This window comes from Mesorhizobium sp. M1169, assembly GCF_040318345.1.
Taxonomy (GTDB): Bacteria; Pseudomonadota; Alphaproteobacteria; order Rhizobiales; family Rhizobiaceae; genus Mesorhizobium.
This window is the reverse complement of record NZ_JAMYME010000030.1, coordinates 33,645-53,220: the sequence shown is the minus strand read 5'-3', so window position 1 is coordinate 53,220 and position 19,576 is coordinate 33,645. Positions and strand designations below refer to the sequence as shown.

At 63.0% G+C, this 19,576-nt stretch carries 17 protein-coding genes; 8 read left to right on the top strand and 9 right to left on the bottom strand.

Features of this window, described 5'->3' with window-relative positions; all coding sequences use genetic code 11:
• Positions 1-33: 33 nt before the first annotated feature.
• Both NKH41_RS24415 and NKH41_RS24410 read left to right on the top strand, forming a co-directional pair.
• On the top strand, positions 34-918 hold the full coding sequence (locus tag NKH41_RS24415) for an NmrA/HSCARG family protein (RefSeq protein WP_352934357.1): 885 nt from the start codon (positions 34-36) through the stop codon (positions 916-918).
• A gap of 50 nt (positions 919-968) precedes the next feature.
• On the top strand, positions 969-1,241 hold the full coding sequence (locus NKH41_RS24410; protein WP_023679921.1) for a DUF2798 domain-containing protein: 273 nt from the start codon (positions 969-971) through the stop codon (positions 1,239-1,241).
• Between the two features lie 90 nt (positions 1,242-1,331).
• Here the strand turns inward: NKH41_RS24410 and NKH41_RS24405 are convergent, their stop codons facing one another.
• The 7 genes from NKH41_RS24405 to NKH41_RS24375 all read right to left on the bottom strand — a co-directional run bounded on the left by NKH41_RS24405 (position 1,332) and on the right by NKH41_RS24375 (position 8,808).
• Positions 1,332-1,979: a YiaD family glycine zipper/OmpA-like lipoprotein gene (locus tag NKH41_RS24405; RefSeq protein WP_023679922.1), complete on the bottom strand. Its 648-nt coding sequence runs from the start codon at positions 1,977-1,979 to the stop codon at positions 1,332-1,334.
• 174 nt (positions 1,980-2,153) lie between these two features.
• Positions 2,154-2,522: a GFA family protein gene (locus NKH41_RS24400; protein ID WP_352874039.1), complete on the bottom strand. Its 369-nt coding sequence runs from the start codon at positions 2,520-2,522 to the stop codon at positions 2,154-2,156.
• A 193-nt stretch (positions 2,523-2,715) separates the two neighbouring features.
• Positions 2,716-3,102: a hypothetical protein gene (locus NKH41_RS24395; protein WP_031212810.1), complete on the bottom strand. Its 387-nt coding sequence runs from the start codon at positions 3,100-3,102 to the stop codon at positions 2,716-2,718.
• 473 nt (positions 3,103-3,575) lie between these two features.
• Positions 3,576-4,707 (bottom strand): peptide chain release factor 2 gene (prfB, locus tag NKH41_RS24390; RefSeq protein ID WP_352451084.1). Its coding sequence is split into 2 segments (ribosomal slippage): positions 3,576-4,640 and positions 4,642-4,707, totalling 1,131 coding nucleotides; the frame shifts between segments, so codons are not numbered across the junction.
• 167 nt (positions 4,708-4,874) lie between these two features.
• A complete protein-coding gene (locus NKH41_RS24385) occupies positions 4,875-7,331 on the bottom strand; it encodes a penicillin-binding protein 1A (protein ID WP_352472768.1) in 2,457 nt (818 codons plus the stop codon).
• Between the two features lie 30 nt (positions 7,332-7,361).
• Positions 7,362-7,544, bottom strand: coding sequence for a hypothetical protein (locus tag NKH41_RS24380; RefSeq protein WP_352457449.1), 183 nt, complete (start codon positions 7,542-7,544; stop codon positions 7,362-7,364).
• Between the two features lies 1 nt (position 7,545).
• Positions 7,546-8,808 carry an N-acetylmuramoyl-L-alanine amidase gene (locus NKH41_RS24375; protein WP_352934354.1) on the bottom strand — a complete coding sequence of 421 codons (1,263 nt, stop codon included), beginning with the start codon at positions 8,806-8,808 and terminating at the stop codon, positions 7,546-7,548.
• Positions 8,809-9,476: 668 nt separating this feature from the next.
• On the opposite strand from NKH41_RS24375, the gene NKH41_RS24370 reads away from it, so the two are divergent.
• Entirely contained in the window at positions 9,477-12,491 is a 3,015-nt protein-coding gene (locus tag NKH41_RS24370; protein WP_352934351.1) for an Rne/Rng family ribonuclease, read from the top strand.
• A 105-nt stretch (positions 12,492-12,596) separates the two neighbouring features.
• Here NKH41_RS24370 and NKH41_RS24365 read toward each other — a convergent pair whose 3' ends face one another.
• Together NKH41_RS24365 and NKH41_RS24360 are read right to left on the bottom strand one after the other, a co-directional pair.
• On the bottom strand, positions 12,597-13,544 hold the full coding sequence (locus NKH41_RS24365) for a glutaminase (RefSeq protein WP_352934348.1): 948 nt from the start codon (positions 13,542-13,544) through the stop codon (positions 12,597-12,599).
• Positions 13,545-13,555: 11 nt separating this feature from the next.
• Positions 13,556-14,704 carry a pyridoxal phosphate-dependent aminotransferase gene (locus NKH41_RS24360; RefSeq protein WP_352934346.1) on the bottom strand — a complete coding sequence of 383 codons (1,149 nt, stop codon included), beginning with the start codon at positions 14,702-14,704 and terminating at the stop codon, positions 13,556-13,558.
• A gap of 145 nt (positions 14,705-14,849) precedes the next feature.
• Between NKH41_RS24360 and NKH41_RS24355 the strand changes: the two genes are divergently transcribed.
• The 5 genes from NKH41_RS24355 (at position 14,850) to accC (ending at position 19,564) form a co-directional block, all read left to right on the top strand.
• Positions 14,850-16,244, top strand: a complete 1,395-nt coding sequence (locus tag NKH41_RS24355) for a M48 family metalloprotease (protein ID WP_352934343.1) — start codon at positions 14,850-14,852, stop codon at positions 16,242-16,244.
• Positions 16,245-16,314: 70 nt separating this feature from the next.
• On the top strand, positions 16,315-17,118 hold the full coding sequence (locus tag NKH41_RS24350) for a DsbA family protein (RefSeq protein WP_352451092.1): 804 nt from the start codon (positions 16,315-16,317) through the stop codon (positions 17,116-17,118).
• Positions 17,119-17,281: 163 nt separating this feature from the next.
• Positions 17,282-17,716: a type II 3-dehydroquinate dehydratase gene (gene aroQ, locus NKH41_RS24345; RefSeq protein WP_023717478.1), complete on the top strand. Its 435-nt coding sequence runs from the start codon at positions 17,282-17,284 to the stop codon at positions 17,714-17,716.
• A gap of 26 nt (positions 17,717-17,742) precedes the next feature.
• Entirely contained in the window at positions 17,743-18,201 is a 459-nt protein-coding gene (gene accB, locus NKH41_RS24340) for an acetyl-CoA carboxylase biotin carboxyl carrier protein (protein ID WP_292662508.1), read from the top strand.
• 19 nt (positions 18,202-18,220) lie between these two features.
• Positions 18,221-19,564: an acetyl-CoA carboxylase biotin carboxylase subunit gene (accC, locus tag NKH41_RS24335; protein WP_023674822.1), complete on the top strand. Its 1,344-nt coding sequence runs from the start codon at positions 18,221-18,223 to the stop codon at positions 19,562-19,564.
• Positions 19,565-19,576: the final 12 nt, after the last annotated feature.

Below are 19,576 nucleotides of genomic sequence, written 5' to 3'. Positions count from 1 at the left end.
GCCGAAAGGCAGACTCGAAGGAAAGAGATCGTCATGCGAACACCCAGTCCAACGGTCCTGGTCGTAGGCGCCGCAGGCCGCGTTGCCGGTTTGGTGGTGCCTGAACTCGTCCGCCGCAATGCCAGGGTTCGAGCGCTTGTTCGTGACGCCGCGAGTGCCGAAAAAGCCCGGAAAGCCGGCGCATCCGAAATCGCGATCGGAGATCTGCGCAACCGTCAGAGCCTTGAGCAGGCCGTGGAAGGTATTGACGGTGTCTTTCACATCGGACCGGCCTTTGCTCCCGACGAAGCCGCCATGGGGGTTGCCATGGTTGAGGCGGCGGCGCGAGCAGGCGTTCGAAAGTTCGTCTTTTCGTCGGTGATCCAGCCGACCAATACGAGGCTGGAAAACCATGCAAGCAAGGTACCCGTTGAAGCTGCCCTCTATTCGACGAACATGGAGTACACCATTCTGCACCCGGCCAATTTCATGCAAAATATCGCGCCGGCCTGGCCGTCCGTCGTCGAGCACGGCGTTTTCGCCGAGCCGTTTCCAAGGACGGCGAAGCTCGCCCGCGTCGACTATCGCGATGTGGCTGAAGTGGCGGCAATCGCACTGACCGAAGCGCGTTTGTCCTATGCGACCCTCGAGCTGTGCGCCGACGGTATGCACAGCCGCGAAGAGGTCGTCGCCATGATGAGCGAAGCGCTTGGCCGGCCGGTTTCGGCGGGCGAGCCGACATTTCAGGACTGGGCGGCGAAGGCCCGCCTTCCCTATACCGACCGGCAGTTGCAGATGCTGGCCAAAGTACACAGCCACTACGCCAAATACGGCCTCGGCGGGAACAGCCTGACGTTGCGTGCCGTGCTTGGCCGCGAGCCGCGTTCGCTGCGAAGCTTCATTCGGGAATTGGCGCTGCAGACGGCATATGCCGCCTGATCGTCCTCACAGTAACGCTGACGCACATTTTTTCTGATTGGGAGATTTCGATGCAAGCATCACCGGATCGAGCCTTCAAGTTGAGAAAGCTGCCGCCCTCCTACGGCGCGGTGGTGATGCCGTTGGTTCTTTCGATTCTGATGTCCTCGATTGTCTCGGCGGTTTCGACGGCAATCGGCGCAGGCTGGACAAACGGGTTTATAGCGGCCTGGAGCTATGCATGGGGCGCTTCATGGCTTGTCGCGTTTCCCAGTCTGCTGATTGTGCTTCCGATCGTGCGCCGGATCGTTGCCGCGATTGTCGATCAGCCGGCCCGGTCCTGACATCACGAACGAAGGGCGCCGACGGTCGGTGGCCCGGCATAGCCATTGGAGCGGCCCCTTGCGGGGCCGCTCTCGGTTCATGTGCTTGCCTCAGGTGAGCGGCGACAGCTGGATCTCGACGCGGCGGTTCTGAGCCCGGCCGGCAGCCGTCGCATTGGAGGCGATCGGACGCGTCTTGCCGAAGCCGGTGACGGCGAAGCGGCGGGAATCGACGCCCTGCCCGGACAGATAGTTGGCGACCGCCAGGGCGCGGCGCTGCGACAGGTCGAAATTGTGCTCGTCGCCGCCGGTCGAGTCGGTGTGGCCGAACACGTCGACCGTGGTCTGGCGGAACTTTTTCAGCACAAGGGCCACCGAATTCAGCACCGGATAGAAACCGGCCTTCACCGCGTCCTGGTCGACGTTGAAGGTGATGTCGGACGGCATATTGAGGATAATCTGGTCGCCGGTGCGGGTGACGCTGACGCCTGTGCCCTGAAGCTGTCGGCGCAGTTCGGCCTCGTTCTGGTCCATGGTGGCACCGATGGCACCGCCGGCAAGCGCGCCGATGCCCGCGCCGATCAGCGCGTTGCGGCGGTCGTTACCTCCGGCAAGCATGCCGAGCCCGGCACCCGCCAAAGCACCGAGACCGGCGCCGGCAGCGGTGTTGGAAACCTTCTGTTCCCCGGTGTAGGGATCGGTGGTGCATGCGCTCACGAGCACAGCCGTCGCCACGACGGCGAGCACAATCTTTTTCATATGGTGGTCCCTCTCCATTCCACGGCCGCGCAACGGCGCACCGCATCAGCCCTTCCAGCGACTTGTACCATGAAATGCGGCGAAAAACGGACCAGCAAAAGCCGCTGCCGCGGCTTTCCCCGGCTCAATTCCACACGCCTGCAGCGGCTCGCGCGACCACCCCAATTCAACTGGCTACCAGAGATTCTTGCCGTCGATGACCACCACTTCGACCTTGTCGAGATCGAAATCGTCGAACAGCCGCGAGTTCACGCTGATCTTCGGATTGTCGAAATTCGGCTCGCCTGTCGACCAGTCCGGCGTCTCGGTGAAGGTCCCACAGCCGCAGCTGGCGCAAAAACCGTGTTTTATGGTTTTCGATCCCCACTGGTAGAACGAAACATTCTCCGGCGGGCTGGTGAGCCTGAATTGCGATGGGGTGTAATAGGCCCACAACGAACCGCGTTTTGAACAGAAGGAACAGGTGCATCGCGTCACTGTCTGCGGCGCTTGCGAGACTTCGAACGTCGTCGCCTTGCAGTGGCAGCTTGCCTTGATCGTCATGGATTGGTCCCTCACAATGCCGCCCGTAAGCAAAGGCAGCATAAAGAAACGCTCCTGACAACTGCCTGTCAGCGACCTGCGAGCCTGCGATGCACAGGTTAAAAATGCTGGAGTGCCGATCGAAGGCTCATCGATCCAAAGCCGCCGCACACCCCCCGGGTCAGCCCGTCGGCAAGCTTTCGGGCGTCATGCGCTAATAGGACGATGGCGGCACGAACAGGCAGATGGTCTTTCCGTCATTGGCACCGGCAACGGAGCACCAATGATATTCGCCGTCGGGCGAATTCTTGATCCGCTTGTCGCTATAGGCCACGACTTCCCCGGTTCCTTTGATGACATAGCCCTCGGGACGTTCGCTGATCGATGTCTGAGAGACCTCGCGGCAATCATAGCCCGAGCAGCAGGAGAAGGGATAGCTCCAGCCTTGCGGCATGGCCGCGGTCGGCTTGGCATCATGCGCCAGAGCAGGCGCCGCAAATGGAATGGCGGCAGCTATCAAAACCACTGCCGCGACAAGTGAATTCAGGAGTCGGCGCGCCGTGCGGGCGACTGGGGCCGGTCTGGTTGTGAGAGCAGGCATGAGCGCAGTTCCTATCAACGGTTGTCAAGCATTTCGCTTGCCCGTTCCCGGAACGTGTCTTCCCAGTGGCCGGATCGTCAGGTCGCAGATACGCCGCGTCCGGCCATAAATGCTTTTTTCCTCCCCAGCGCATGAATGCTGGGCTGATTCCTTGGTCGGCGCAAGCAATTGCTGTCGCAACTGAACGCCGACCTCTGCAGCCGGAACCAACCTGCCGTCCTGATTGACGAAACCTGGTCAACCCCGGCAGCGGGATCGCCAATAACGGGATTTGGCTCGCGCTGGTTCCAGGCTTGGCACCGGCAGGCCCGAGGCATCCGCGTCAAAAGCCGAAATCGATTTTGAAAAACTCTACGAAAAACAAAGTTGTAGAACGACAGGTAGGTGCAAATTGAGAGCTCGTCACTCTCGCACGATGGCCGTAACTCTCGCGTGATGAACCCACATTCCTGCCGGATTGGTGCCCGGCGGCCTCAGTCGATATCGGCCACCGTTTCGCCGGCGCCACCCTCGATCCGCTGCGACAGCGAGGCTTCCATGAAATCGTCGAGGTCGCCGTCGAGCACGCTCGACGGGCTGGTGCTCTCGACACCGGTGCGCAGATCTTTCACCAACTGATAGGGCTGCAGCACGTAGGACCGTATCTGGTGGCCCCAGCCGATATCGCTCTTCGACGCTTCCGTGGCGTTCGCCACCGCTTCGCGCTTCTTCAGCTCTTCCTCGTAAAGCCGCGAGCGCAGCATTTCCCAGGCCTTGGCCTTGTTCTTGTGCTGGGAGCGCTCGGCCTGACAGGCGACCGCGATGCCGGTGGCGAGATGGGTGATGCGCACGGCCGAATCGGTGGTGTTGACGTGCTGGCCGCCCGATCCCGAGGAACGATACGTGTCGATACGGACGTCGGATTCGGAAACGTCGATGTCGATCGTATCGTCGATGACGGGATAGACCCAGACGCTGGCGAAGGAGGTGTGGCGGCGCGCATTGCTGTCATACGGCGAAATGCGCACGAGACGATGCACGCCGGATTCCGTCTTCAGCCAGCCGTAGGCGTTGTGGCCCTTGATCAGCAGCGTGGCGGACTTGATGCCGGCCTCTTCGCCGTCATGCACCTCCAGCACCTCGACCTTGAAGCGGCGGCGCTCGGCCCAGCGCGTATACATGCGCAGAAGCATCGAGGCCCAGTCCTGGCTTTCGGTGCCGCCGGCGCCGGCATGAACTTCCAGATAGCTATCGTTGGCGTCCGCCTCGCCCGACAACAGCGTTTCGATCTGGCGCGCCTTGGCCTCGCCGCGCATCGAGCGGATCGCCGCTTCGGCCTCCGCGATGACGCCCTCGTCGCCCTCTTCCTCGCCAAGCTCGATCAGGCCGATATTGTCTTCCAGGGCCTGGGTGAGGCCTTTGACCGCGGCAATGCCTTCCTCGAGGCCCTGACGCTCGCGCATCAGCTTTTGTGCTTCCAGCGGCTCGTTCCAGAGGCTCGAATCCTCGGCACGGACGTTCAGGTACTCAAGCCGCTTTATGGCTTGGTCCCAGTCAAAGATGCCTCCTCAGCAGGGTGATCGCCTGCCTGATCTCGTCGACAATATTTTGCGTTTCCGCGCGCATGGCTGGCTGTTCTGTCCTGTTGCTGGATGGCGGTTTGATGGCGCGATACATAGGGACGGCACGGTCTCCTGTAAAGCGCCGGCCCCTGTAATGTACCGGCCCCTGTAAAGCGGAATGGACCGGCTCGACCATCATCGTCAAGCCGACCCAACCCGATGTAGCGATTGTCAGTAGAGCCCGCCGCCGCCCGACTGGATGGCCTGGTTGGCCTGCGGCGACAGCGCCCCGCCGGTGGCGTTGGAGCCGTCCGCACCCATGCCGATCACCCAATAGCTGTCGGCGGGACCGGTACCCGGCTTGAAGGCTTCGATGATGGTTCCGGCGTCGCCCGCGTTGGCTCGCATGCCGGTCTTGCGATTGATCGCAATCAGCTTCATGCCGTCCGGAACCTTGAAGTCGACATTGGGCGTGCCGTCCAGCGCCACGCGCATGAAATCCTTGAAGATCGGCGCGGCAAGGCCGCCGCCGGTCGCGCCCTTGCCAAGGCCTTTCGGCTGATCGTAGCCCATATAAAGGCCGACAACGAGGTTCGGCGTATAGCCGATGAACCAGGCATCCTTTTCGTCGTTGGTCGTTCCGGTCTTGCCGGCGATGTGACGGCCGAGCTCGTTGATGGTGGCGCCGGTGCCGCGTTGCACGACGCCCTCCATCATCGATGTGATCTGGTAGGCGGTCATCGGATCGAGCACCTGCTCGGAGTTGTCGACCAGCTCCGGCTCTGGCTGGTTCTGCCACTCGGCGGCGTTGCAGTTCGAGCAGCCGCGTTCGTCCTGCCTGAAGACGGTCTTGCCGTAGCGGTCCTGGATGCGGTCGATCAGCGACGGCTTGATCGACTTGCCGCCATTGGCCATGATCGAATAGGCCGACACCATGCGCATCACCGTCGTCTCGCCGGATCCCAGCGCCATCGGCAGATACGGCGCCAGGTGGTCGTAGACACCGAAACGCTCGGCATATTCCACGACCAGCTTCATGCCCATGTCGTTGGCAAGCCGCACCGTCATCAGGTTGCGCGATTTCTCGATGCCGGACCGCAACGTCGCCGGGCCGGCCACCGTTCCGTCGTAATTCTTGGGCGTCCAGGTCGTGTTGCCGCTCTGGATGGTGATCGGCCCGTCCATGATCACGGAGGCGGGCGTATAGCCATTGTCGAGGGCGGCCGAATAGACGATCGGCTTGAACGACGACCCCGGCTGGCGCATGGCCTGCGTCGCCCGGTTGAACTCCGACTGCGCGTAGGAGAAACCGCCGACCATGGCCAGGACGCGTCCGGTATGCGGGTCCATGGCGATCAGGCCGCCTTCCACTTCGGGAACCTGGCGCAAGCTGTAGCTGTTGTCCGAGCCGTCGTTCTTCTGCACGAAAATCACGTCGCCCGGCTTCAGCACGTCGGCCGGCGACTTCGCCTTGACGGTCCTGCCGTCGACGACGTGGCGCATGGCGAAGCTCATGTCTTCCTTGCTGACGGTGCCTTCGACGCGGTCCTTGACGATTTCGCCGGAGATCTGGCGCGTCGGCTGCAGGCCGATGGACAGGCCGGTGGCCGAGCTGTCGAGCACGACGGCGAGCGACCATTCCGGCACGTCCTCCAACCGCTTGACGTTGCCCAGCGGCACGCCCCAGTCGCCGGAAACGTCGATGCTCGTGACCGGCCCGCGGTAGCCGCGCAGCGTGTCGAACTTCATAAGTCCGTTCTGCATGGCCTTGCGGGCAATCAGCTGCATCTTCGGATCCAGTGTCGTGCGGACGGAAAGGCCGCCTTCGTAGAGCGCATTCTCGCCGTAGCGCGCGATGATCTGGCGACGCACTTCCTCGGTGAAATACTCCCCGGCGAAGAGATAGTTGCCGGTGCGGCGCGGCGTGACGCCGAGCGGCTCGGCCTTGGCCTTCTCGCCTTCCTCATGCGTGACGTAGCCGTTCTCGACCATCTGGTCGATGACCCAGTTGCGGCGCTCCAAGGCGCGATCGGCATGCTTGAAGGGATGGTAGTTGTTCGGCCCCTTCGGCAGGGAGGCGAGATAGGCGGCTTCGGCGACGGTGAGCTCGTTCACCGATTTGTCGAAATAGGTGAGCGCAGCACCGGCGACGCCATAGGCGCCGAAGCCGAAGAAAATCTCGTTGAGATAGAGCTCGAGAATGCGATCCTTCGAGTAGGCCTGCTCGATGCGGAAGGCGAGGATCATCTCCTTGATCTTGCGCTCGTAGGTCTGGTCTGAAGACAACAGGAAGTTCTTCGCCACCTGCTGGGTAATCGTCGAGGCGCCGACCTGGCGCTTTCCCGAACCAACATTCTGCAGGTTGACGACAATGGCCCGGCCAAGGCCGGTCACGTCGATGCCGGGGTGATTGTAAAAATTCTTGTCCTCGGCCGACAGGAAGGCCGCCTTGACACGATCCGGGATCGCCTGAATCGGCAGATAAAGCCGCCGCTCACGCGCGTATTCGGCCATCAGCGCGCCATCCGACGCGTGGATGCGGGTCGTCACCGGCGGCTCGTATTTGGCCAGCACCTCGTAATCGGGCAGGTCCTTCGACAAATGGCCGATATAGATCGCCACGCCCGCCGCGACCAAAAGGGCCAGCGTCGTGCCGATGCCGAAGAAATAGCCAATGAGACGAATCATACCCGCTCCAGTCCTTGGTTCGGGAATTTCCTAAACGAAGCCGCCCTTCACGCAAGCTTTCGGGACGATCCCAAACCGTAATCGCAAAATCCATGTCGCGACCATGTGGGCAAAATACGGCAGCGCGGGATTTCGGTTTCGAATGCCGGAAATAAAAGCACAGGGTGTTGTCGCCGTGCAACGCTGCTTCAGGTTGTGGGCGCCGGCGGACATTTCAGCCTCCGGCCCCCGTTCCGCTCTTGGCCGAAGCAAACAGGGCAACGGCGTTGGTTATGCTCTGGGTCGCCTTGCTGCGCCAATCGGCGCTGAGCAACTGCGCTTCGTCCTTGGCGTTCGACAGATAGCCGAGTTCGACCAGCACGGATGGAACGTCCGGCGCCTTCAGCACCTTGAAGCCAGCAGAACGCTGCGGGTTGTTGATCAGACCGACGCTGGTGGAAAGCTGGCCGACGAGAGTATGGGCGAAGCTCATCGAAAAATTATGCGTCTCGCGGCGGATCAGGTCGATCAGGATATCGGTCACTTCCTTGCTGTCGTCCTTGATCTCCATGCCGGCGAACTGGTCGGAAAGATTTTCACGGTCGGCAAGCGCCTGCGCCTCGGGATCGGAAGCCTTGTCGGACACGGTGTAGACGGTTGCGCCGCGAATGCCCTTGAGGCTGATCGTGTCCGCATGGATCGAGATGAGCAGGTCGGCCTCATGCTGGCGGGCAATGCGCACGCGGTCGTCGAGCCGCAGGAACTCGTCCGTTTCGCGCGTCAGGAACACGTCGTATTTGCCGCTGGCGGCGAGCTTGTCGCGCAGTTCCATGGCAAAGGCGAGCGTCACGTTCTTTTCGACCGTCCCGTTCAGGCCCTCGGCACCGCCGTCGATGCCGCCATGGCCGGGATCGACGACGACGGTGAAACGATGGCCCGGATTGGAGACCGGCCCGGTACCGACCCTGCCGGCCTTGTCGGCGGAGACCGTCGAACCGGTGGTCAGCGCCTGATTGGCGAGCGCTGCGTCGAATTCCCGCTGCGAGGCCGCCGACATGTCGATGGCGATGCGGTAGCCGTTGCCGTCACCGTTCTTGAGCACGTCGAGATTGTCGACGGCGAACGGTCCCTTGCCGGTGAGAATCAGCCGCGATTTCCCCTCGCCGAGCTCGCCGTAACGCACCGTGCGGACAAGGCCGCGCGGCTTTACATCCCTGGCATTGAGGGCAAATCTGGTGGCCGGCAGATCGATGACCAGGCGATTGGGGCCGCGCAGCAGGAACCATTTGATGTCGGGTTCGCGGTCGAAATTGATGACGATGCGCATCTTGGTGGCATCGCCGGCCATCTTGTAGCTTGTGGCACCAAGCTGTGCGTCGGCAGCACGCGAAAGCGGCGAAAAGACCAGGCAAGCCAGGATCAGCGACAGCAGGCAGGCGGTACGGAAGAACCAGCCTCCATGATGACGGCCCTTGTCTGCGACGCCTGCCAGTCCCATCTTTCTACCAGTCGCTCCCGTTTTGGCGTCATGCCCGATCGCTTGTCGAAGTGCCCTGTCGCTTGTCAAAGTGCCGGCAGACCGCGAACTCGATTAACGATTGGTATCCAGAGAAGGTTAACCAAGCCTTTTCATGGAAGGCTTGGGACCGGGGCTTCCGCTGCGGAACGGCTTTTTGCCGGCATCGGGAATCGGGGTTGCCTTCCAACCCGCCAAATCATAAAAGCGATGGTGGATCACTGCAATCCTGGAACCGTCCTCCTCCGCAGCTTCCTGCTACAGGTCAGACGCAAGACGGCTCCTTTCGCTTCAGGCGAAGAAGGCATCGGTGATCGCGACGATTTTCGCAGGCGTGCTCCCGTGGCGGGGGAATCGCCTGCGTGAGCAAAACGGCCGGGATTGTCCCGTGCCGGCTCTGTATGAGCAAACAAGCTGGTCCGGTTTTTTCCGGGCTTTGGTTCAAAAGGTTCTGCTGGTGACGATGGCTTCAAGCGCAATCATGGAAAGGTCCGCAACAAACCGCGCCACTACGGCTGCGGGCGGCACCGCCATGGCGCTCAGGCAGCGGCCGGCGGACGTTCAATTGTCCGGCACCCATGTTCCAGGTCCACGGCAGCGGGCATTGCCTCGCAAGCTTCGGCCGACGGCTGCCGGGAGGAAACGAAATAATGCCCAACAAAATGCTGATAGACGCCTCCCACCCGGAGGAAACACGCGTTGTCGTCGTTCGCGGTAACCGTATTGAAGAATTCGACTTTGAATCCCAGGACAAGAAGCAGCTCAAAGGAAACATCTATCTCGCCCGCGTAACGCGCGTCGAACCTTCTCTTCAGGCAGCCTTTGTCGAATATGGCGGCAACCGTCACGGTTTCCTCGCCTTCAGTGAAATACACCCCGACTACTACCAGATTCCGGTCGCCGACCGTCAGGCGCTGCTGCGTGCGGAAGCACAGGAAGCCCAGGACGAAGAGGACGAGGAAGCCGCCGAAGGCGAGGACCGCCAGAGCCGCGACCGTGGCAAGCGCGGACGCCGGCGCGGCGGCAAGAGCCGCGACCGCGGCGAGCACAGGCGCGAGGCAGGCGCGGCCGACGGCGAGAATGGCGAGAACGGCGAAGATGCCGTCGCAGAAAAGCTGGATGCCGTTGACGACAACACCATGTCCGACATTGCCGGACAGAGCGAGGGTGCCGCCGGGCAGAGCGATGAAGCCGCCGATCGCGGTGAGACCGAGCCGTCCGAAGGCGGTTCCAGTTCCATCGCTGCCAGCGTCGATGCCGACGTAATCTCGGAAGCCGTCCCGCAAGTCGAGGTAAGCGGGCCCGAGACAAGCGGGACCGAGACAAGCGGCGAAGCAACCTCCGAAGACAATGATCGCGGCATGCTGGAAGAGGTGCAATCCTCGCATCCGGACGATCACGAGGTCGAATCGGTCGGTGCCGAGGACGCGCTGGAAGAAGTGCGCAACCGCCGCAAGCCGGTCCGTCGCCAGTACAAGATCCAGGAAGTGATCAAGCGCCGGCAGATCCTGCTGGTGCAGGTCGTCAAGGAAGAGCGCGGCAACAAGGGTGCAGCGCTGACCACCTACCTGTCGTTGGCCGGCCGCTATTCGGTGCTGATGCCGAACACGGCCCGCGGCGGCGGTATTTCGCGCAAGATCACCAATGCGCAGGACCGCAAGCGGCTGAAGGAAGTGGTCGCCGATCTCGAAGTGCCGCAAGGCATGGGTGTCATCCTGCGTACGGCAGGCGAAAGCCGCACCAAGGCAGAGATCAAGCGCGACTACGAATATTTGATGCGGCTTTGGGAAAACGTCCGCAATCTGACGCTGCAATCCACGGCCCCTGCCCTGGTTTACGAGGAAGGCAGCCTGATCAAGCGCTCGGTGCGCGACCTTTACAACAAGGATATCGACGAGATCCTGGTTTCCGGCGAAGAAGGCTACCGCGAGGCCAAGGACTTCATGCGCATGCTGATGCCGAGCCACGCCAAGGTGGTTCAGCCGTTCCGCGACACGACGCCGATCTTTGTGCGCAACGGCATCGAAGCGCAGCTCGACCGCATGCTGCAGCCGCAGGTGACGCTGAAGAGCGGCGGCTACATCATTATCAACCAGACGGAAGCGCTGGTCGCCATCGACGTCAATTCGGGCCGTTCCACCAAGGAGCACTCGATCGAGGACACCGCACTTCACACCAATCTGGAAGCCGCCGAGGAAGTCGCCCGGCAATTGAGGCTGCGCGATCTCGCCGGCCTCATCGTCATCGACTTCATCGATATGGAGGAGAACCGCAACAACCGCTCCGTCGAGAAGCGGCTGAAGGATCACCTCAAGAACGATCGTGCCCGCATCCAGGTCGGCCGCATCTCGCATTTCGGCCTGATGGAGATGTCGCGCCAGCGCATCCGCGCCAGCGTGCTGGAATCGACCATGAAGCCTTGCCCGCATTGCGGCGGCACCGGCCATGTGCGCTCCGATTCGTCGGTCGCGCTGATGGTGGTGCGGGCAATCGAGGAATTCCTGCTCAAGGATTCGCGCAGCCACATCACGGTGCGGACGCCGGCGGCGACCGCGCTCTATGTGCTCAATCACAAGCGCGGCACGCTGGTGGAATTCGAGCATCGCTTCGGCGTGACCATCACCATCGAAGCCGATGACGCGGTCGGTGCACAACACTATGCCATCTTCCGCGGCGCGCTGGCCGAAAAGCCGGAAGGCTTTGTCGAGGCGCGCACGTTCCCGGCCTATGTCGAGCCGGAAGAACCCGAGGACGAGATCGTCATCGAAGAGGAAGACGAGGAACCGGTGCAGGCCGAGCAGCCACGCCCTGCCCAGCAGCCGCAGCAGCCAAGGTCCGGCGAGGACGGCGAAGGCCGCGATCGCAAGCGCCGCAAGCGCCGCAGACGGCGCGGCGGCAAGGATCGTGAACATGGGGATCGTGAACACGGGGATCGTGAGCACGGGGAACGCGAACATGGCGATCGCGAGCATGGCGCTGCTGTGGAAGGTGCTTCCGTTTCGGCGCCGATAGACGATGCCTTCGTCGCCGCCGGCGATCAAGGTGCCGAAGCGGAACGTGAAGCGCCGGCCGGTGTTGCCGAAACGCCGGAAGCGGCGGACGACGGTCACGGCAAGAAGCGCCGGCGCGGCAAGCGCGGCGGCAAGCGCAATCGCCGCGAAGAGGGCGAAGGCGAGATCGAAGCCAGCGCCGGCGAGCCGGCCGCCATGACGGAAGGTGCCGTGTCGGAAGCAGAGCCCGTGACCGGCGAGCCGGAGGGTGCGCCGCCGGCCGAAGAGCTTGCGGTGCGTGCTCCGGCGAACGACGACACGCCGAGCGCCGAAAAGCCGAAGAAGCCGCGCCGTACCGCCAAGCCGAAGAAAGTTGCGGCGGAAGCAGTTGCCGAGATTGCGGGCGCCGAGACATCGGCTGCCGGGGCCGCCTCCGTGGCTTCCGGCGAGACCGCTGCGCCGGCTTCGCAGGAGACTGAAGTGGCGGCTGCCGAGGAAACGCCGAAGGTCCGGCCGTCGCGGCGCAAGCCGGTACCGGTGGATGCTCCGGTCGTGCCGGTCGTCTCCTCGATCGTCCCGGACGAGGCAAAGACCGAGGAAGCAAAGACCGAGGAAGCAAAGGCCGAGGACAAGCCGAAGCGTGCCGGCTGGTGGCAACGGAAGGGCTTTTTCTAAGCCTTTCCGCGCATTAGCCAGACTTTCTGATTAAAAAAAATCCCGCGTCGCCGATCGGCTGCGCGGGATTTTTTTGCCCCAATTCAGGCGACAACACTATGGTGACTATGGCGCGAAGATCGACCAGTTCATCGTCTTCGCCAGTTTTTCCAGCGCGATCGAACCCAGCCTGGAATTGCCGTTGGCGTTGAGGCCTGGCGACCATACGGCAAGCGAGGCGACCCCCGGCACGATCCCCAATATGCCGCCGCCAACGCCGCTCTTGCCGGGAATGCCGACGCGGAAAGCGAAGTCGCCGGAGCCGTCATAGTGGCCGCAGGTCAGCATCATCGCGCCGATGCGGCGGGCGCGCTCTGCTGAGACGACGGAATGCCCGGTCGCCGGGTTCTTGCCGCCATTGGCGAGGAAGCGGCCGGCCAGGGCCAGTTGCCGGCAGCTCATGGCGATAGCGCAATGGTGGAAATAGACGCCCAGCGCCAGTTCCGGCGCATGGTGGAGATTGCCGAACGATTTCATGTAATTGGCAAGCGCGAAATTGCGAAAGCCGGTGGCGCGTTCGGACGCCGCGACCTCGCGGTCGATGATGATGGTGTCGTCATCGGCCAGGAACTGGATGAAGCGCAGGATCTCGCCGATCGCCTCGCGCGGCTGATGGCCGGCAAGCAGGATGTCGGAGACGACGATGGCGCCGGCATTGATGAATGGATTGCGCGGAATGCCGTTCTCGTGCTCGAGCTGGACGATCGAGTTGAACGGATTGCCCGAAGGTTCGCGCCCAACCCGCTGCCACAGCGCGTCGCCGACATTGCCGAGCGCCAGCGTCAGCGTGAACACCTTTGAGATGCTCTGGATCGAAAACGCCTCGTCGGCGTCGCCCGCGGTCAGCACGCGGCCGTCATTGGTCACCGCGGAAATGCCGAATTTTTTCGAATCGATCTTGCCGAGCTGGGGAATATAGCTGGCGACGTCGCCGCGATCGGTACGCTCCGCCATTTCGGCGGCGACCTCGCGCAACGCCTGTTCAAATTGAGGCGCCTGTTCAAGCTCCGGCATCGTCGCCCCCGCTACTTCAGCCAGCGTTCGATACGCGCCATCGCCTCGACCATGTCGTCGTGGCTGCCGGCATAGGAAAAGCGCATCGTGCGATGGCCTTGCAGCGGGTCGAAATCGCGGCCCGGCGTCGCCGCCACATGCGCCTCGGCAAGCATCCGGCGCGCAAACGCCATGCTGTCATTGGTGTGCCTGGTGACGTCGCAGAAGGCGTAGAACGCGCCGTCCATAGGCGCGGCCAAAGCAAAGCCGAGCTCCGGCAGGCGTTGCATCAGGAGCTCGCGGTTCCAGGCATAGCGCGCCTTCACCGCTTCCAGCTCTGGCGTCGCCTTGAACGCCTCGATCGCGGCAATCTGGGACAGTTCGGGCGGCGAGATGTAGAGGCTCTGGGCGATGCGCTCGACCGGCCGCACCAGTTCCTGCGGCAGCACCATCCAGCCGATGCGCCAGCCGGTCATGCAATAATATTTCGAGAAGGAATTGATCACCGTCACATCCGCGCCGAAAGCAAGCGCCGTCGTGTCGGGCGCCGCATAGGCCAGCCGGTGATAGATTTCGTCCGAGATGACGGCGATGCCGAGCTCTTGCGCCGTCTCGACCAGCGCCTCGAGATCGCCGGCGGGAATGACCGCGCCGGTCGGGTTGGCCGGGCTGGCGAACAGCACGCCGTTCAGCGGTTTTTCACGATGCGCGGCTTGCAGGTGCTCGGCATGCAGATAGGCGGCGCCGTCCAACTCGATCTCGGCGATGTCGATGTCGAGCGCGGCCATGATGTTGCGATAGGCAGGATAGCCGGGCGCTGCGATGGCGACGCGGTCGCCTGGATCGAACATTGCCAGGAAAGCGAGGTTGAAGGCAGCCGACGATCCGGTGGTGACGGCTATCCGCTCGGGCGAAACGTCAAGCCCGTAGTGCTCGCCATAATGCGCCGCGATCGCCTTGCGCAGACCGGCGAGGCCCAGCGCGTCGGTATAGCCGATGCGGCCTGCTTTCAATGCATTGGCCGCCGCTTCGCGAACCCCGGCCGGCGCCGGATCGGAAGGCTGGCCGACGGCCATGGAAACGACCGGCAGGCCCTTGGCTTTCAGCCGATTCGCCTCGGCCAGGATGTCCATGGCATGGAACGGTTCGACCGCGCCGCGGCGCGAAAGCGAAACAACCATTTTTCAATCCACCACACTTGTCCGCACGTGCCGGCCATGCTGGCCGCGCCGCACAAATGCCCGATTGGTGTGGGGATCACAAGTTCGGTAAGTTTAGGCTGCCGACTTTTCATCCTTCGCCCACTCGTCTACCAGTGGACCTGCCATGTTGAGCCGACCCAAATCGACGATCGCCAGGACAGCGCGCGCCCTCGCGACGCTTTTGCTTGCCGCGGTGGTCGCCATGGCCGGCTCGGTCAATGCCTTTGCGCAGAATGTGCCGGTTGTGCGCGATGCCGAGATCGAGGCGCTGGTGCGCGATTACGCGCGGCCGATCTTCAAGGCGGCGGGCTTGTCGGGCGACGCCATCAGCATCGTGCTGGTCAACGACCAGAGCTTCAACGCCTTTGTTGCCGGCCGCCGGCTGTTCATCAACACCGGCGCGCTGATGACGGCCGAAACGCCCAACGAGATCATTGGCGTCATTGCCCACGAGGCCGGCCATATCGCCGGCGGACACCAGCAGAAATTGCGAGAACAGCTCGAGCGCGCCAAGACGATGGCGATCCTGGCGACGCTGCTTGGCGCCGGCGCCATGGTGGCCGGCGCCACCAGCAACAGCCGCGGTCTCGCCGGCGCCGGCATGGGCGTGGTGGCCGGCGGCGGCGAGATGGCGCAACGCAGTATCCTCGCTTATCAGCGCACCGAAGAGATGACCGCCGACCGTTCGGCGATCACCTATCTCAATGCAACCGGCCAGTCCGGCATGGGCATGCTGAAGACGTTTGGCCGCTTCCAGAACGCATTGTCGCTCTCGGGCGCGCAAGTCGATCCCTACAGGATCAGCCATCCGATGCCGCAGGAGCGTATCGCCAATCTCGAAGTGCTGGTGAAGCAGAGCCCTTACGTCGACAAGGTGGACCCGCCGGCACTGCAGCAGCGCCACGACATGATGCGCATAAAGATCGCCGCCTACATGCAGGGCCAGGCGGCGGCGTCGCGATTGATGCGCAAGAACCCCGGCAGCGTCGCCTCACGCTATGGCGACGCGCAGATGACCTATCTGTTCGGCAATCTGGCGTCGGCGCTCACCAAGACCAACGCGTTGATCAAGGAACAGCCGAAAAATCCCTATTTCCAGGAATTACGCGGCGACATCCTGATGAAGGCGAACCGGCCGAAGGATGCGGCGGACGCCTATGCCAAGTCGGTCAGCCTCGATCCGGCGCGATCGGGGCTGCTGCCGGTCTGTTACGGCCAGGCGCTGATGGCGATCGGCACGCAGGATTCGCTGAAGAAGGCGGTGGCGCAGATCAACACCGGCCTCGGACGGGATCGCGAAAACGCCGCCGGATACCGCTATCTGGCACAGGCTTACGGGGAACTCGGCAACATCCCGGCCGCCGAGCTTGCAACCGCCGAAGGGCATTTCTATTCCGGCGACTACAAGAATGCGAAAATCTTCGCCATGCGGGCGCAGCAGAGCATGAAGCGGGGCGAGCCGGGCTGGCTTCGCGCGCAGGACATTATAAACTACGCACCATCAGGTAAGAAGAAGTGAACCTTTCGGACGCAGGCTGCGACACAGCCAAACCGGGCGGACCCGAACACAGGCAAGAGGATCGAGGATCATGACCAAGGCAATTCTGCTGGGCACTACCGGAGTGGCAGCGGCTCTCGCCATGCTGGCGTTCGGCTTCGTCGCCGGCAATCCGCAGACGGCGAAGGCCGGCACGGCACAGCTTGCCCAGACGACGTCCTCAGGTACCAAGCTCGACCGTGCCGAAGTCGAAGGCATCGTCCGCGACTATCTGCTGAAGAACCCGGAAGTGCTTCTGGAAGCCCAGCAGGCACTCGAGGCCAAGCAGAAGGAAGAACAGCGCGTCGCCAGTCTCGGCGTCATCAAAGACGCCAAGGACCAGATCTTCAATTCCTCATTCGACGGTGTTGTCGGCAATCCGAACGGCAAGGTCACCATCGTCGAATTCTATGATTATAATTGCGGCTACTGCAAACGCGCCATCGACGACATGCGCGCGCTGACCAAGGCCGATCCGGACCTGCGCTTCGTACTCAAGGAGTTCCCGATCCTCGGCCCGGATTCGCAGAAGGCGAGCGTCGTCTCGATGGCCTTCCATTTGATGAAGCCGGAGAAATACGGCGAATTCCACAATGCGCTGCTCGGCGGCCAGGGGCGCGCCACCGAGGCGGCGGCGATCAAGGTGGCGCTGTCGCTCGGCGCCGACGAGGCGGCGCTGCGCGAAAAGATGAAGGACCCGAGCATCACCGAGGCCTTCTCCAAGACCTATGACCTCGCCACCAAGCTCGCCATCACCGGAACGCCGTCCTATGTCGTCGGCAACGAGGTGGTGTTCGGCGCGCTTGGCCAGGAAGTGCTGGCCGAAAAGATCGAGGCGGCGAAGGCCGCGCTCTGATCAGCGTTCGGGTTTCGATTAGGCTGCGGGTTTCCGGCACGGGCCGTTTTCCGGCTGTTGTGGACGGCGAAAGAACGCACTTGCGCTCTTTTCGCCAGCGTCTATGCCCATTATAGAGGGTCCGGCGCGCCGGCTTAGCCGCGCCGGGAAAGGTCGGCATTTTTTGAAAACGGTTTTCGTCCTGAACGGCCCCAATCTCAACGCGCTCGGCAAGCGCGAGCCGGGCATCTATGGCGGCAAGACGCTTGCCGCGATCGCCGACGACTGCAAGCAGGCAGGTGCCGCACTTGGGCTGGAGATCGATTTCCGCCAGTCGAACCATGAGGGCGACCTCGTCGACTGGATCCACGAGGCCGCCGACAAGGCCGCCGCAATCGTCATCAATCCGGGCGCCTACGGCCATACCTCGATCGCCATTCACGATGCCATCCGCGCCGTCGCGCCGCTGCCGGTGGCTGAGGTGCATCTCTCCAACATCCACGCGCGGGAACCATTCCGCCACGTCTCCATGGTCGCGCCGGTCGCCGTCGGCATGATCTGCGGGTTCGGGCCGCTCGGCTACACGCTGGCGCTGCAGGCGCTGGCTGCACGCCTATGACCGGCCAACAAACAGAAGGCTCGAAAATGTCGATAAAGAAGAACGGTGTTGACCAGCAGCTGATCCGCGATCTGGCGGGCATACTGAACGACACCAACCTGACCGAGATCGAGGTCGAGCTGGGCGATCTGAAGGTGCGCGTCTCGCGGCAGGCGCCGGCCGTCCATGCGGTCGCCGCAGCTCAGCCGGCCTATGCCCCGGCAGCCGCGCAGCCCGCGGCAGCGGCCGCCCCGGCGACGCCCGACGTGTCGAAGAACGCCGTCGCCTCGCCGATGGTCGGCACCGCCTATCTGGCACCGTCGCCGGACGCCAGGCCGTTCATCGAAATCGGCCAGAAGGTCAAGGAAGGCCAGACGCTGCTGATCATCGAAGCAATGAAGACGATGAACCAGATCCCCTCGCCGCGCGCCGGCACGGTGACGGCGATCCTGTTCGAAGATGCGCAGCCGGTCGAATATGGCATGCCGCTCGTCGTGATCGAGTAGAGCCGGGAACAGGCGAAAGATGTTCCAGAAAATCCTCATCGCCAATCGCGGCGAAATCGCCCTCAGGGTGCTGCGCGCCTGCAAGGAGCTCGGCATCCAGACGGTGGTGGTGCATTCGACCGCCGACGCCGACGCCATGCATGTGCGTCTCGCCGACGAGAGCGTCTGCATCGGCCCGCCGCCGTCGCGCGACAGCTATCTCAACATCCACCAGATCGTCGCCGCCTGCGAGATCACCGGCGCCGACGCGGTGCATCCCGGCTACGGTTTTCTGTCGGAGAACGCCAAGTTCGCCGACATCCTCGCCGCGCACAACATCACCTTCATCGGCCCGACCGGCGACCATATCCGCATCATGGGTGACAAGATCGAGGCCAAGCGTACCGCAAAACGCCTCGGTATTCCCGTGGTGCCCGGCTCCGACGGCGCGGTCACCGAGGACAAGGAAGCCAAGCGCATTGCCGCCGCGATCGGCTACCCCGTGATCATCAAGGCATCGGCCGGCGGCGGCGGGCGCGGCATGAAAGTGGCGCGTAGCGAGGCCGATCTCGAGGTGGCGCTGCAGACGGCACGCTCGGAGGCGGGTGCGGCCTTCGGCGACGACGCAGTCTATATCGAGAAATATCTGCAGAAGCCGCGCCATATCGAAGTGCAGGTGTTCGGCGACGGCGCCGGGCGCGGCGTGCATTTCGGCGAGCGCGACTGCTCGCTGCAGCGCCGCCACCAGAAGGTCTGGGAAGAAGCGCCCTCGCCGGCGCTCAATGCCGAGGAGCGCGCGCATATTGGCGGCGTCTGCGCCAGGGCGATCGCCGATCTCGGCTATTCCGGCGCCGGCACCATCGAATTCCTCTATGAGGACGGCGAGTTCTATTTCATCGAGATGAACACGCGCCTGCAGGTCGAACATCCGGTGACCGAGGCGATCACCGGCATCGACCTCGTGCACGAGCAGATCCGCGTCGCCTCGGGCGGCGGGCTTTCGGTGCGCCAGGAGGATATCCGCTTCCACGGCCATGCCATCGAATGCCGCATCAATGCCGAGGATCCGCGCACCTTTACGCCCTCGCCGGGCACCATCACCCATTTCCACACGCCGGGCGGCCTCGGTATCCGCGTCGATTCCGGCGTCTATTCGGGCTACAAGATCCCGCCCTACTACGACAGCCTGATCGGCAAGCTGATCGTGCACGGCCGCAACCGCGTCGAATGCATGATGCGGCTGCGGCGCGCGCTCGACGAATTCGTCGTCGACGGCATCAAGACGACGCTGCCACTGTTTCGCGACCTCGTTGGCAACGCCGACATCGCCAATGGCGACTACGACATCCATTGGCTGGAAAAATACCTGGCCGAAGGCGAGTGATACAGGGCGAAG